The organism is Anabaena sphaerica FACHB-251, from assembly GCF_014696825.1.
Lineage (GTDB): Bacteria > Cyanobacteriota > Cyanobacteriia > Cyanobacteriales > Nostocaceae > RDYJ01.
Genome location: NZ_JACJQU010000031.1, coordinates 1 through 14,416 on the forward strand (window position 1 = coordinate 1; position 14,416 = coordinate 14,416).

A 14,416-nucleotide genomic window follows, 5' to 3' on the forward strand; every position below is an offset into this window, starting at 1 on the left:
GCTTGTTGACTTTGAGTTGGGTCTTGAATCCTAGTAGCATACAAGTATTTTACTGTGATTCTGTCATCAAGAGCAGATGAGCGGAAATTTTGAGCAAATGTTAGTATTTGTTAGTGTTAGTTAAGAAAATAGTAACTAGCTACGAACCCCCACTTTTTTAAGAAGTTGGAGATCTGAGGCTCTATACTTCCACAGAAATTTTTACTGTTTCCCGTTTGCCAGTTGCAACCAACCATTTACCACCAGAAGGGGCTAAAGTTACACCCCTACGCACAGGTGTTACAGGAATATTATCAATTAATTCTAAATCTAGTTGTGACAATACTGTTGCTAAAACCAACTTCATTTCAAATAGTGCAAATGACATCCCCAAACATCTACGATTTCCACCACCAAAAGGTAAATATTCATAAGGTAAGAATTGTCTTTCTAAAAAGCGTTCTGGGTTAAATTGTTCTGGTTGAGGATATAAATCTGGTCGGCGATGGGTTAAATATATGCAACCAGCTAACAATGTACCCTTGGGAAATTCATAACCCATGATTTCTATTGGCGACTGGACAATTCGCGGTAAAGTAATCATGGCAATGGGGTAAATGCGTAGGGTTTCATTACAAACTGCTGTCAAATAAGGTAAGCGAAAAATTTCATTTTTATCTGCATTTTCATCCACACTATCTAACTCATTTAGCAGCTTTTCTCGGACTTCTGGTAAATGATGAATCCAATATAATGCCCATGTTAAAGCTGAGGCTGTGGTTTCATGACCGGCGACTAACAAAGTCATTAACTCATCCCGTAATTCCACATCAGTCATTGCTTCACCGTTCTCATCTCGCGCTGACATCATCAGTGAAAGAATATCATCACGAGAAGGGTCAGGATGATCTCTGCGTTCCTGAATTTCTGCATATAATAGTTGATCAATTTTTTCTCTTTGCCGTAAAAAATATCCCCAAGGACTCCACGCACCTAAATCTACTTGCAGTGCTGGGAAAAAGTTGACGGCTGCACGTAAGGGAGTATCAGATAAATTTAAGATTGAGCAAAGAAGTGCTTGTAATTGTGTAAACCTTTCGCCTTCATACAGACCAAATACCGTGTGTAAAATCACTTTTAGGGAGATTTCTTGCATTGATTCCCGCACAGAAAAGGGTCTACCAATTTGCCAACGGCTGATAACTTCTTTGGTAACATCAGTGATAATTTGACCATAGGCTTTCATGCGATCGCCATAAAATGGTGGTGTTAATAAGCGGCGTTGACGTTGGTGATCAGTACCACTCAGTAACAATAAGGATTTTTCGCCCACTAAAGATTTTAAAAGTTGTGAACCTCTGGCATCTAATTTTTCCAGGGAAGCTGCAAAAATCTCCTGAATTGCCTGGGGGTTACTAATGAAAACAATTGGCTGATTACCAATGATATATAAATTGACAAAATCACCATAATCTTTGGCGCTTTGCTCCATTAATTCCAAAGGCTTAAACAGCCATTGCAGTCGTTGGATAAATTTGGGAGTTTTTGGGCTAGGTGGGACTTGCATGATGAAAATTACTATAAATTATTTTTTTACTAGGCTAACAAATCTACCCATTAATGACAAATATTTCCCCAAAATCTACCTTTAGGTTATTTATACCCAGAAGTAGACTCGATTAAATTGGTCAGGGAGTAATTATTTTTTATACAAAAGACCATGGTAGATATTTATATTCTTAATTTGTTGGTAATTGGTCTACTGTTACTGATTGTGACTTTAGGTTCAGGTTGGATTTCGCGCCTACCTCTTTCTTTTTCGATGATTTACCTAATAGTAGGCGTTTTTTTGGGACCTTATGGCTTAGGACTGATTCAATTACGTCGTGATGAATTATTCAACGCCGAATTACTGGAAAGATTAACTGAATTTGTCGTAATTGTTTCTGTATTTAGTTGCGGCTTAAAAATAGTTACACTTCTGAAATGGAAGTTTTGGAATATTACGGTGAGATTGATTGGATTGTTAATGCCAATTTCCATTTTTTCCTTGGCTGCTGTGGGTAAATTATGGCTAGGGATGAATTGGGGAGAGGGGATTTTATTGGGTGCAATTCTCGCACCAACTGACCCTGTATTAGCCTCAGAGGTGCAACTGACGGATACAAATGACCAAGATGAATTACGCTTTGGTCTGACTTCTGAAGGAGGATTAAATGATGCTTTAGCTTTTCCTTTTGTTTATTTTGGCATTTATGCCATCAACGATAGTAATTGGCATAACTGGTTTGGTAAATGGGTTGCAGTGGATGTAATTTGGGCGATCGCCGCTGGGATAGTTATGGGGCTGATTGTTCCCTTAGCCATAGTCTGGATTGATAAAAAAATCCAAAAATATCGTCCTGCTGATGCCGTGATGGAGGATATTATTGCTATTAGCACAATTTTACTAACTTATTCTTTAACAGAAGTTGTGAATGGCTATGGATTTCTGGCAGTATTTGTGGCAGGGTTAGCTGTCCAAAGGAGTTACACAAATCCCCACAAGCCACTTGCCCAATTAGAATTTCTTGAGCGATTAGAAAAGCTGTTAGAGGTTGGTCTAATCTTGCTCTTAGGAACAATATTATTATGGGAGCCAATGTTTAAATATGCTGCCCAATCTTTGTTAGTAATAAGTTTGTTATTTTTAGTTATTCGACCTGTAGGGGTATGGGTTAGCACCATTGGTAAACGTCCCCTAAATTCTCACCGGCGAACTTTCAATCCAGTGACTCGCTCGCTATTTGGTTGGTTTGGTATTCGGGGTATAGGTTCTTTATATTATCTTGCCTATAGCTTAAGCAAGGGCTTAAAAGGTGAAACTGCGGAACAAATTGCTTGGATAACTTACACAACTGTTGTCATCTCTGTGATTGTACATGGAATTAGTGCCACTCCGTTAATGAATTGGTATGAAAGCAATATTGCCCAGCGCACAAAGTCTAATATTCCTGCGATAATTGATGAGTTTGAATAATTTTAATTTTATTTAATACATGGCTTTTCACTCTTCTTTTGTACTTCATTTACATGAAATATGCTGTGTTTTATATTGTTAGCCAATGGTAATTTATTTCTATTTCCCGTTCTTGCATAATTTCTGTAAATAAATTTGTAGGTAATGCTGCTTCTACAGGTGAAACTCCAGGGTGTTTAAGTTTACTTTCTAGTAATAATTTGGCGATACTACCAGTACCAACACCAGAAGCAATGGCTGTATTTTTATGGAGTAAAGTCGCAGTATAAACTACTGTTTTATCATCTTTTTGTCCTGTCACTTCTGCTCGCACTGCTACGCCAATTCCAGTAAATATATTGCTAAAATCGGTCATGCGATGGCTAACATGAGATAAAAATTCAATTGTCTGATTTTTCTGCATTAACCATCTAGGGAAAATATGGGCAGTTATCCAAGTGAGATGGTTATAAAAATCAGGAACTGAGCCAAATTTAGTAATTACAGTTTTCACTGTGGGGAAAGAATGGGGTAATGTGATAGTTTCTGGCATATCAAACCAGTAAACTCCACTGCGTCGATATGGTGCGGGAAAAATAAGTTCTTCTCGATCTGTATAGGGTTGAATTAAACGCCATTCACCATTTATCCATGCTTCAAAAGAATGCTGCAACCCTAAAAATGTGGTTCGCATCACGGTAACACCAGCACCACCAGAACCAGATACTAAATAACTTAAATGTATCTTTTCTGGTACATCAAATTGCGCGATTACTTGACTGACTAAGCTGTTAGAAATACCGGGAAAAATCCCCGTATTGATAATGGCGGTAACTCCAGCCTTAACAGCTTTTTCATGTAAATTTAGGGCTTTTTGGGTGTAGGAACGATGGTCACTAACATCAATATAATTGCTACCTTGATCAATGCAGATTTCTAAAACTTCTGTATCTCGATAGTGAAATGGTCCTGCACAGTGGATAACCAAATCAGATTGGGCGATCGCATCCCTTAATTTTTCAACTTCAGTCAAATCCAACACCAAAAACTTTACCCTCTCCCCTAGATCTAAATTCGTATCTGGGGAACGTCCAGTGATGGTAATATCTGCCTGTGTGTGGGTGAGAATATCATTAGCAACTGCGCTACCAATGCGTCCCCGTCCACCTAAAATCAATACACGGTATGTCATGACTACGGTTTGGACAAAATTATCTTTATTTCACCAGATTTCTGTCCCCTTTGTCATCAGTTGTAAGTATGATAAGACTCTATACTGCTTCAGGTGTATCATTATGTTAGTTTTCAGTGTTTTTAATATGTTCAAGACTTACGCAACTGGCAGATTTGTAGGGTGAGTCAGATGTCAAAAATCTATTTAGTGACAGTATTTCTGCACTATGATGCACCTTACAATAAATATTTGATGCGACACTTGCGTAAGTCCTAATGTTCTAACATTTAGTTGCATTGGGATCTTCAAATTCACCAGGTTGGCGGATAAGAAGTTCATTTAAGATCATTTGCTCTGAAGGATTTATTACCTGTAATCTCACCAAATCAGGTTGGACAGTTTGCCATGCAACTCGATATTTATATTTGCCATTAGTCCAGGTGAAAACAGGACGGGCTTGAGTACCAGATGCTATAGCACCAACCAAACAAACTTTTTTTCCTGTTTTCAGGTTTAAGTTTTTATAGTAATACTTACCTTGAACTTGCCAAAGAGTTAAATGCCAATTTCGCGGTTGACCCTGCACGTTAAAATATTCTCCCTCTGGAAAAGCGAGATTAGCCACAGCTTGACTTTGGACTGCGATATCTGTGACTATGGGCAAAGAAAAAGCTAGAACTAAAGCGATAGCTATTCCTCTAATTTGCATAATTGATTATAACCCTAGAAGTAATATATTTTAAGCTCCGTTATTCTATCATAATAGATTCATTTTAATAAACCATTGTTTAAATATTGTTTCTGCTGCTATGAGAAAGTTGTCGGAAACATCTAAATTATCTTCGGATATGTATATCGCTAAATCTATCAAGTCGCGGATCACTTGAGGTCTTTTTTTAATTGCAAACATCACTGCTAAATTGCACTTTGACGTTTGTTAGTTTTTTCACGAACTGCTTGACGAATATCTTCCCAATCTTGAGCAGTCATTTCTGTTGCATTTCCTGAGTTTAATCCTTCTAAGAGCATGGTTTGTAGTCGTTCGTTTGCTCTCTGTTTTTGGTCTTGTCGCACTAGTTCCCGAAAATATTCACGCTTCGCTGCTGTAACCTCCTTGCGCTACCTGTTCTTCTATATAATCGCGCATGGTATCAGGTAAGAAAATATTCATACTTTTCATAATGTGATTTCTTAAATCTACTTTTTTAAAGTACCGCATCTTCAAAATCTTTAATTGGACTTTGCAAAGCTTGATGAATTACTTCGTCTGTAACACTGGCAATTTGAATATGTTGCAATAAGTTTTCTATTAATTTACGTGCTGCTTCGCTACCAATTTTACGGCGTAAAATATAGAAAATATTGGTGACAGCGTGTCCTGAAACAAAGCCTTGCACCTGTTTTTTCATGACTGTATTTAATGCTTGTGCTGAGGCAACGACAAACGGTTGACGCTGTGCTAAAATATCCAGCAAAACATCGCTGTCAAATAATACTTTTTTCAACTATATTTCTCCTCTAGGTAATTAACATAACTTTCTTCTGGATTTTCTGATTCTAAGCTAATTACACCTATTAGGCTTTGTGTCCAGGGGTCAAGTTCAGATAAGGTTTCTAGGGTGGGTTGAGGAGGAATAGAGGATAGGGTTTCTTGTTGAATTGATGCTAGTAGGGTTTGCACAAGATTCCAGCGTTCTTTGATTGGTAATTTTAATACCTGTTCTTGCAATTGTTGTAATTCAATCATTACTTTGCTGTTAATTGTATCATTCACTATGATAACAGCTAGTTGATTTAGTTTGGGTGATAATTCTCAGGTGAGGTGAATGTTTCCAGGTGTATCTGTGATGGTTCTATTGCCTTCTCTTATTTACATGATAGTTGGTGATGGTTGGGTGAGATGATGTGAATAGATACAGGGTTTTTGGGTTGTAATTTAGGGTTATTAATGGTGGGTTATGTTGTTGTTCACCCACCTGTAAGAACTTTTTTAAGGTGAAATCCAGTTTTCTAATTTTAGCTCGGAAATTCGGCTATAATGACGAGTGTTGTTAGTTACTAAAATATGGTTTCTAGTTATTGCAACACTAGCAATTAATAAATCAAAATCTGCTAATGGTTGTCCTATTTTTCTAAGTTCTGCTTTTAATTCTCCAAACTTTTTGACAGCATTATTATCTAAATGTATAACTTCAACATCTTGAATAAATTTTTATGCACGAGTTAAATTTTCTGCTACTTTTTGGGAATTGTAAGCACCAAAATACAATTCAGCAACGGTGATGTTGCAAATAGAAATTTGCTCCCATCCTATTTTTTGAATTTTATCTCTAACGGAATTAATGTTTTTAATCCAGTAAATACAGGTGTCAGTATCTAATAAATAATTCATAAGCTAATATCATAGTTAGAAATAGTTCGGCTATTATAAATCTCTTTGACTATTTCTTCTGCTGTGCGTTCATCTTCCCAAGCACCATATTTTTCTATAAATGTGTCTAGTGGATGTGGTTTTTGTTTTTGGGTAGATGAAAAAGTTTTCTCATTTTCTATGTGTTGATTTTCTGGTTGTGGATAACGTTTTTTGAGTAATTGAATAAAATCTAGTAGTAAGATTTGCGCTTCTTCTGGTAAGGTGTCAATATCTTTAGATATTTCTGCAATTTTTATTACCATGATTAATTCCTCAATTGAGTAAATTTTTTCGGTATAATTCTATTATAAACTATGCACCAAAGATCCCCGACTTCTTTTCAATATTTTTCTATCATATCCATAATTAATCTTAGAAGTCGGGGATCTAAATCGGGTGAGGTTAATATTTTCAGGTGTATCTGTGATGGTTCTATTGTCTTCTCTTATTTATATGATAGTTGGTGATGGTTGGGTAAGATGATGTGAACAGATACAGGGTTTTTGGGTTGTAATTTAGTGTTATTAATGGTGGGTATTGTTGAATTTTCTTGCGTCAACCCAACCTAATTAATCATAGTTCTAAATCCTCATCTAATATTGTTTCAATGTCTATTGCACCATGAATAACTCGCAAAATATCAATTTCTGATTCAGTGATACGATAAAAAATCAGATATTTTCTAAATCCTTTAATTGATTGTTGTCGAATATCTGCTAAGTTGGGATGAGGAAAATCTGTCAATTTCCCCATAGCTGGAGTTTTTGCTAATTGTTTAAATGTTATTTCTGCTGCTATTAAAAAGCGGTCAGAAACATCTAAACTATCTTCTGCTATGTAGGTAGCTAAATCTATCAAGTCACGGATAACTTGAGGTCTTTTTTAAATTGCAAACATCATGGCTAAATTGCAATTTGACGTTTGTTAGTTTTTTCACGAACTGCTTGACGAATATCTTCCCAATCTTGAGCAGTCATTTCTGTTGTATTTCCAGAGTTTAATCCTTCTAAGAGCATGGTTTGTAGTCGTTCATTTGCTTTCTGTTTTTGGTCTTGTCGCACTAATTCCCGAAAGTATTCACTAACGCTGCTGTAACCACCTTGCGCTACCTGTTCTTCTATATAATCGCGCATGGTGTCAGGTAAGGAAATATTCATACTTTTCATAATGTGATTTCTTAAATCTACTTTTTTAAAGTATGGCAGATTTTGTCATTTTCTGCCATGATAATCAAGATAAGTATTTATATTTAGTAGTTATAGTAGCCAAAGATCCCCGACTTCTTTTCAAAATTTTTCTATCATATCCATAATTAATCTTAGAAGTCGGGGATCTAAATCAGGTGAGGTGAATGTTTCCAGGTGTATCTGTGATGGTTCTATTGTCTTCTCTTATTTAGATGATAGTTGGTGATAGTTGGGTGAGATGATGTGAACAGATACATTGTTGGGTTTCTTTGTGTCAACCCAACCTACGCAGTAATTTTTATTTTCATGAAACTAGTTCATCAATTTTTGCTATTTCATGATTTTTCTGATTTTGATAAAATTCTTCAAACAAGGTAAAAAATCTATCTACTGCGCTTTTTTCATCGGCTGAATGGAAAAGCAGAATACTTGACCATAATTGACCTGTTTCTACATTGAATTTGTGTCTTATCCATTGCAAAAAAGTTTGAAATTCTGTTTCTTCTGCTGTTAAGGGAATACCAATTTCTCGACGGGCAAAATAGTATCCATCTAAAAATGCTTGGAGGCTAAAAATAGAATTTTTACCTAAATACATTGCAGGTCTTTTTTTGATTTTTTGCAGTAAGTTGTAGAGATTATCCATATTTAACTCACTAAATTTCTAGGTTAAAAGTAAGTTTCTGTGATTTGAAACTCTAATCCTACATCTAAAATAGGTGAATAGAGATTCTGTATCCAGTTAGGTTAATTAATAGCAACAGAAGACTCAATAACTGATAACAAGAAACTCTTGATTTCTTGTATTAACGGATGTTGTTGCAATATCTTAATTTCCTCCTCATTTAGATTTCTAAGTATTTTGTCATTGAGGGACTGTTTATTATCTAAAACTGTCTCTAAAAATTCTTTAGGCTTACTTTGAGCTAATTGCCATTCTAAATCATTAAATTGACGTTTTGCTATTTTTTCAATTAATGATTTATCTTGTAAAAATATGGATTCTATTTCGGGAACTGCTAGAGAAACTTGAAAATAAATACCAGATGATGCTTGATTTAATACATATTTAATTAAATCTTTTTTTTCAAATATTTGCGATTCGTTATTTGTATCTGCATCTATGATAAGAGCAACTGGTGTTTTACGAGTAGCAAGCAATGAAGTAGCTAAAGAACGCGCTCGATAAGAACTTCCACCTGCTATAAATTGAATATCTTGAGTTAGATTTTTTGGTAATAATTTCTGTAAAATTTCTATGTCCTTATCACCTTCTGTGAGAATGTATGCTAGTTTCATGAAAAACCTCCTTTACAATGCTGTAATTATTAAATTATAATGTCGTAATTTGGGATACCTTTATGAACACAAACGCGATATTTTTTGATGAGAAATTTACATATAGATTTATTTTTTAATGAATATTCAATTTCTTCTCCTCCCCACAACAGAATGGTTTGAGGTGCTACAAACCCAGTTAATGTTACTGTAGCTTCTGTAAATCCACTGCGACTAAACACACTCCAAGCTACTTGCTACTTATTAGTCCATGTGGCTAGAAAACTCCCCAAAGTATTGTTTAAGCAGATTTTTAATTTCATTCTGTTTACTACCTTTGGCTAATCTAAGAACTTGTTGAGCAAGTTCACCATCTTTGAGACCAAAACATCCACTTATTCGTTTAGCCAAAGATTTACGATTATAATACTTTAGTAAATCTTTGTAATTGTTCATGTTGACTATTTCTTGAAAAAGGCGCTTGCTAGAGTTATAAATAAGGGATACATCAATATCTGCAACAAGTTTATCCAAAGCCTCTTTAAGTTTTGTCTCATCTTTAGATTTATCATCAAATAGATTGAGTTTGAATTTGATTTCTCTAGCAGTTCTTAGAGATATTTGCAGTTCTAATTCATCTTCAAGTGCTTTGAAAATATAATCAGAGACTTTTTTTAAATCATCTTCGGGATCTCTTTCAAGTGTTTGGCTAACAAGTTCTAAAATTTCAGGAGTCAAAAATAGGTTTTCTACTTCAGCGACTTCTAGAACGTAAATTCCATCGTTCAAAAGTTCTCTAATTTCATTTTCAACTCTTCTGTCTCTATCAATAATTCCATAAATCTGCAAATGATGGAGTTGATTACTAGCTTTAAGAGCTTTAACAGATTCGATAACTTGTGTACAACTACCTTGTGGAATTACAAGAAAGTTACTAAGTAGTGATCTGTAAAGGGTTATATCAAAACTGCCATTTTTTCCTTCAACAAAAACAACTTTCTTCCTACTACCAAGGATTTGAAGAAGCAACTCTTCTGGTAAACCATCTACCTTTTCAATCCGTTGCCAATCCCAATTATTACCATCATAAGACTTCAGCCATATTTTTTCTGCACTTTCTTGTGCTGCGGCAAAATCAACGTCATGAGTAATATATACAAAAAGACAATCTGGGCGTAATTTTTCAATTTCAGCCCACAAAGGAGCTTGAATAGATTTGTGTAAATGAATCTCTGGCTCGTCAATGACTATTATTCCATCTTGAGGTGCTGCTAAACATTGCCCAATTAAGTAGAATATAACTCTTTCTCCGTCACTCATCTCAGAAGAATTATAGATGTTATCTGGGAAGTCTCTGACTTTAGTTTGTATTCGCAACCCGCTAATAATTAATTCTCGATGAGGAAGAATTTTCTCCCAAACCTCTTTTACTTTATCGAGTTTAGTAGCAGGAGGTTCTATACGTTCTTCGCTTGCTTTTGCTGCATTACGGTATTTTGCATTCTCCTCAGTTTGATCAGAAAACAGATAAATCATCAATTTCTCATAATCGTTCAGTAATGAAATAGCTGGTTTCTGCTGCCATCTCTGATTCTGTTTGTAGCGGACGTAATTCACTCTGTTAGCATCATTAATATCCGGGTATCCACACAGTAAAATATTTTCTGCTTTATCAATTGACACAGGTGTTGTTGAGTCTGGCATTGATAATGACTTTTGTGCTGAAATACGGTGTACCTTTTGACTTTGTGGTGATTGTAAGTCAATCCAAGTACCTAATCGAGTTTTTCCTGAGCCATTAGCACCAATAAATAACAAACTACTGTTAGTTGATAATTTTTCAGTTTCCCGTGTTGTTGTAGGTAACTCTAATACTTTTTCCATAACTATAATTTAGGACTTGAATGTGTTGAATTGTACTTTGGTTAATTAAAATAAAAGCAGTAAATTTATTATAACCCCACCTAAGTAAAAACCTGGATGGGGGTATTATATTATCTTAATGCACCAACTCGATCGCCCGCTTAGTCAACGCTTCCGCAGTCAAACCATTAAACGCCATCAACTCACCCGCACTGGCGGTAGTTTCCCCACGCTTCCAGGCGAAAGAATCACGTTTAGAATTACTGCGTAACATGATCGGTTCTAACATCGCCGCAGCCCCACCTGTCACACCAATTAAGGCATCTCCACCAAACAATTGCTCAAAATCGGCATCACTTAAAAAACCGTTATCTGGTTCAGAACAAGTATCCCAAGCAGTATCATGAGGACGATATAAACGGCGGGGATTAATAATAGAAACAATCTTCACACCAATACCTTCAGTTTCTAAAAAAGCCGCCGCTTCAAACACAGGAATTAAAGTCAAATCGCCAATGACAGCAAATACAACAGTCTTCCCACCAGCCACTTCATGTAATAACACCGCACCATCAATTAAGCCTTTTTCAGTTTGGGCAAAGGTGCTACGAATTGGCAAAGGAGACTTACTAGCAGTAATCACAATGCCCTTATTTTTTGTTTGCAAAGCCCAGTTATAACAGACTTGAATACTGTTAGCATCTGGGGGAAATAATGGGAAGACATTTCCTGTTCTCATCAAAGATGCAAAATAAGCTTCAATTTCTGGTCTTTGGTGAGTCCAACCGTTGCGTCCTTGTTCTAAAGCCCCGGCTGTAAATAATGTAATTGTCGAGGGAGTTTGACGGCGTAATTCTGCCATTGCTTGGGTGACAGTTTGCCAAATTGGTAAACCATTGATAGCAAAAGATTCGTAAGAACACCACAAAGTTCTCGCCCCCATTAAGGATAAACCAGCAGCTAATCCGGCACAAGCATCTTCGCTCAAAGGTTCGTAAACTTGACCACCTGGGGCTTGATTATATAAATCATCGGTGGTGGGATGATTGATTTTTAAAGCTTGGTTAATGTTAGCAATTCCTGAAGCTTCGTTACCGTCAGCATTAGTCACGAGGAAATTTTTATCCTTATTTCCTACTATTCCCACTAACCTACCCATTGCGGTTGTCGCCACTTGGGGAACTGCCCCAACCTTATATTCTTCTAATGGTAATTCCCCTAAATCTGCTAAGGGTAATTCAAATTCTGTCACCACTGTTTTCGCAGCGGGTCCACCTCCAGCCCGTTCGGCATTTGTCCGCACAATTTGCCATGCTGCGGCTGATAATGCCCGTTTTTGTAATGCGGTAGCAATATGGGGCGCGTCTAATGTATCTTTAGGATAGAGGTTGTGTGATTTTGCACCCAAGGCGTGAACCCCTGCACCTTTGAGTTGTTTGATAATAAATACCGTCAATTTCCCGCTAAGTGCAGAACGGGCAGCTTTATCCATACCTACTAATACCGCTTTGGTAAATTCTAGGCGGTTGGCAAAGGAAAATGCGGTACTATCTACATATTCACCGGCTTGATTTTGGTCGTCAAAATCTTTGGCATTTACTAACACGACTTCGGCAAAACCGTTACCTTGCCAATAGGCTATCATCTCTGCGTTGGTTTTCAAAGATACCATGCTGTGGTGTTCTTGGCTGTAACCGTTCCACACCAACACGGGTAAAAAGTTGGTGACGGTGGGGTAAGCAGTGTTGAAATGCGCCATTGAACTCATGATGTAGGGTTCACCCAGTCCCCCGTCTCCCAGGGTGAAGGGGAAAAGTTTGTCACGGTGCAACAGTGCTGCGGCCATGGCGAAATGTTGTCCTTGTCCCAGGGGTCCTGCGGGGGCGAGAATACCGGGAATGTAGCCGGAAAGGTGTCCTAATAATCCATGCTTTTCTCGAAAGCGATCGCGCAATTGTTGTACTGTAGAAATGCCCATGTCCTCTAAGGAACGGTCTAGAAACATGGCGCTATAGAAACCGGGGGCGTGGTGTCCCACTTCCGTGATAATGTTTTTATGTCCCAGCATGACCAAAGCTGCATAAGCTTCCGCTTGGCTGGCAAAACCGCCGGGATGTCCAGAAGCCTTACTACCAGTGATTTGTAGAGTTAGGTAGCGCAAGGCATCAGCCGCGAGTAGAGTTTGATATACTGCATTTGTATCTGTTGGGGATGCGATCGCACTCTGACCCGATTCTATCACCGGTTTTGCACCATATTTTTCAAAATCTGGCAGTGCTTCCCCAAAATATTGAATCCCTTCACAAAAATTTGGAATTGCAGAAGATGCCTTTGTCGTAGTAGCTGTCATGCTGAGTACCTTAATAAAAAGCCAATAAACTGGATATGCTCGTTTAATGTAACCAAAATTTTACATCTTCGCGGTTGTCACAGTGAATTGCTTTTTCGCAATCTCAGCATAAGCAACTTAAATATAGCAATGCTATTTGATATCAAGTCCGAGCAGGGGGGCTTTCTAGCAGCGGCTGGAAAAGTTATTTTGACAGACATGAATAATAAAACTCTTGTGGTGCGGGCAAGATGCCCGCCATGTACCTCACAAGAGTTAAACTACCAAATAGACATCTGTGTTGGAAAAATCAATTGTCAATATCTTGTTGTTGTAGAAACCGAGTGGAAGGAGATATGGACCTATTAACTTATCTAAATCATCACCAATAATATTGCCATAATTACTACTCCATAAAGGAATAAAAGTATTACCTCCTGATGTTGACTCCATTTCTGTTAAAGTTAGTTGATGAAAAAGCCTATTCAACTTGACAAAAGATAATTCGGTTTTCATGATTGCAGCCATTGCCTTAATTCCCAAATCAAAAAGTGAGCAGTTGTCCAAATTTATTGTGGGTATGATGGGTAAAATATCTGATAATAAATGCCCTAGAAAAACAGCATTTTACCCTAAAATAACTAAAGTCTTTGTAGCATTAGTATGTTAATAAAAATGAATTAATTACCAAGAATTTATGACAACGTATATTGACCTGGAGTAGTCTACAGTGGCGACCTTATTATCGCGGATGCCACTATCTACACCTTTAACATCACCAGTCCCTGTAGTCTCCACGTTTCCAGTATTACTCGATATAAAATAATTATTGACGCTGCCACCACTACCACCAGATACAGTCTCTGTTTCAGGCAGAGATAGTTCACGAAAAAGACCGTTTACATTATTATTCGTTAAGTCAGCGATTACGATTTTCTTCATTTTATTATCCTCTTGCTTAAGAGTTAATTATTCTCCGAGGTTTTGTACCTAACTAAATTTAAAATAATATAAATATTCAATAGAGATAAAGCTTTATGCACATTAACTTAAGACCTAAGTTACGGAATTTTGTCTTAAGGTTTAACTTTTATATGTTGGTATTATCAAATTAAAATAATAGGAAATTTCAATATCAAAAATATTTTTAGATATTATTACAGGACATAAGCCGCAGAATTTTATCTAAAAATTT

The 14,416-nt window shown here is 36.7% G+C and carries 20 protein-coding genes; 1 reads left to right on the forward strand and 19 read right to left on the reverse strand.

Translation table 11 applies throughout. From position 1 onward, the window contains the following. Positions 1-181 precede the first annotated feature (181 nt). Positions 182-1,546: a cytochrome P450 gene (locus H6G06_RS25765; RefSeq protein WP_190564913.1), complete on the reverse strand. Its 1,365-nt coding sequence runs from the start codon at positions 1,544-1,546 to the stop codon at positions 182-184. A gap of 153 nt (positions 1,547-1,699) precedes the next feature. On the opposite strand from H6G06_RS25765, the gene H6G06_RS25770 reads away from it, so the two are divergent. Further along, positions 1,700-2,998, forward strand: a complete 1,299-nt coding sequence (locus H6G06_RS25770; protein WP_190564914.1) for a cation:proton antiporter — start codon at positions 1,700-1,702, stop codon at positions 2,996-2,998. A 70-nt stretch (positions 2,999-3,068) separates the two neighbouring features. On the opposite strand, the gene H6G06_RS25775 is transcribed toward H6G06_RS25770, so the two are convergent. From H6G06_RS25775 to H6G06_RS25850, 18 genes are all read right to left on the reverse strand, one after another. After that, positions 3,069-4,169, reverse strand: a complete 1,101-nt coding sequence (locus tag H6G06_RS25775; protein WP_190564915.1) for a saccharopine dehydrogenase family protein — start codon at positions 4,167-4,169, stop codon at positions 3,069-3,071. A 262-nt stretch (positions 4,170-4,431) separates the two neighbouring features. Beyond that, a complete protein-coding gene (locus tag H6G06_RS25780; RefSeq protein WP_190564916.1) occupies positions 4,432-4,860 on the reverse strand; it encodes a hypothetical protein in 429 nt (142 codons plus the stop codon). Between the two features lie 48 nt (positions 4,861-4,908). Beyond that, entirely contained in the window at positions 4,909-5,064 is a 156-nt protein-coding gene (locus H6G06_RS25785; RefSeq protein WP_242039858.1) for a hypothetical protein, read from the reverse strand. Positions 5,065-5,066: 2 nt separating this feature from the next. Beyond that, positions 5,067-5,225 carry a hypothetical protein gene (locus H6G06_RS27695; RefSeq protein ID WP_242039859.1) on the reverse strand — a complete coding sequence of 53 codons (159 nt, stop codon included), beginning with the start codon at positions 5,223-5,225 and terminating at the stop codon, positions 5,067-5,069. 16 nt (positions 5,226-5,241) lie between these two features. After that, positions 5,242-5,331: a ribbon-helix-helix domain-containing protein gene (locus tag H6G06_RS28190; RefSeq protein ID WP_422387067.1), complete on the reverse strand. Its 90-nt coding sequence runs from the start codon at positions 5,329-5,331 to the stop codon at positions 5,242-5,244. 25 nt (positions 5,332-5,356) lie between these two features. Continuing rightward, the gene (locus tag H6G06_RS25795) at positions 5,357-5,656 is read right to left on the reverse strand and encodes a PIN domain-containing protein (protein ID WP_199306891.1); all 300 of its coding nucleotides are present in this window, start codon (positions 5,654-5,656) and stop codon (positions 5,357-5,359) included. After that, positions 5,653-5,925: a hypothetical protein gene (locus H6G06_RS25800; protein WP_338422992.1), complete on the reverse strand. Its 273-nt coding sequence runs from the start codon at positions 5,923-5,925 to the stop codon at positions 5,653-5,655. Before H6G06_RS25800 ends, H6G06_RS25795 begins: the two co-directional genes overlap by 4 nt. Positions 5,926-6,141: 216 nt before the next feature. Continuing rightward, positions 6,142-6,357, reverse strand: a complete 216-nt coding sequence (locus H6G06_RS28230) for a PIN domain-containing protein (RefSeq protein ID WP_479683773.1) — start codon at positions 6,355-6,357, stop codon at positions 6,142-6,144. 6 nt (positions 6,358-6,363) lie between these two features. Next, entirely contained in the window at positions 6,364-6,543 is a 180-nt protein-coding gene (locus H6G06_RS28235) for a PIN domain-containing protein (protein WP_242039860.1), read from the reverse strand. Next, positions 6,540-6,827 (reverse strand): hypothetical protein, encoded by a 288-nt coding sequence (locus tag H6G06_RS25810; protein WP_190564917.1) that lies wholly within the window; start codon positions 6,825-6,827, stop codon positions 6,540-6,542. Before H6G06_RS25810 ends, H6G06_RS28235 begins: the two co-directional genes overlap by 4 nt. A 310-nt stretch (positions 6,828-7,137) precedes the next feature. Then, a complete protein-coding gene (locus tag H6G06_RS25815) occupies positions 7,138-7,431 on the reverse strand; it encodes a type II toxin-antitoxin system RelE/ParE family toxin (protein WP_338422993.1) in 294 nt (97 codons plus the stop codon). Positions 7,432-7,466: 35 nt separating this feature from the next. Beyond that, positions 7,467-7,730, reverse strand: a complete 264-nt coding sequence (locus H6G06_RS25820; RefSeq protein WP_190564918.1) for a type II toxin-antitoxin system ParD family antitoxin — start codon at positions 7,728-7,730, stop codon at positions 7,467-7,469. 325 nt (positions 7,731-8,055) lie between these two features. After that, complete coding sequence (locus tag H6G06_RS25825; RefSeq protein ID WP_190564919.1) at positions 8,056-8,397, reverse strand: hypothetical protein; 342 nt, start codon at positions 8,395-8,397, stop codon at positions 8,056-8,058. A gap of 101 nt (positions 8,398-8,498) precedes the next feature. After that, complete coding sequence (locus H6G06_RS25830) at positions 8,499-9,050, reverse strand: hypothetical protein (protein ID WP_190564920.1); 552 nt, start codon at positions 9,048-9,050, stop codon at positions 8,499-8,501. A 243-nt stretch (positions 9,051-9,293) separates the two neighbouring features. Then, the gene (locus H6G06_RS25835) at positions 9,294-10,913 is read right to left on the reverse strand and encodes a DUF4435 domain-containing protein (RefSeq protein WP_190564921.1); all 1,620 of its coding nucleotides are present in this window, start codon (positions 10,911-10,913) and stop codon (positions 9,294-9,296) included. 115 nt (positions 10,914-11,028) lie between these two features. After that, a complete protein-coding gene (locus tag H6G06_RS25840) occupies positions 11,029-13,242 on the reverse strand; it encodes a phosphoketolase family protein (protein WP_190564922.1) in 2,214 nt (737 codons plus the stop codon). A gap of 255 nt (positions 13,243-13,497) precedes the next feature. After that, positions 13,498-13,749, reverse strand: a complete 252-nt coding sequence (locus H6G06_RS25845; RefSeq protein ID WP_190564923.1) for a hypothetical protein — start codon at positions 13,747-13,749, stop codon at positions 13,498-13,500. 156 nt (positions 13,750-13,905) lie between these two features. Beyond that, positions 13,906-14,163: a hypothetical protein gene (locus H6G06_RS25850; RefSeq protein WP_190564924.1), complete on the reverse strand. Its 258-nt coding sequence runs from the start codon at positions 14,161-14,163 to the stop codon at positions 13,906-13,908. Between the last annotated feature and the right edge of the window lie 253 nt (positions 14,164-14,416).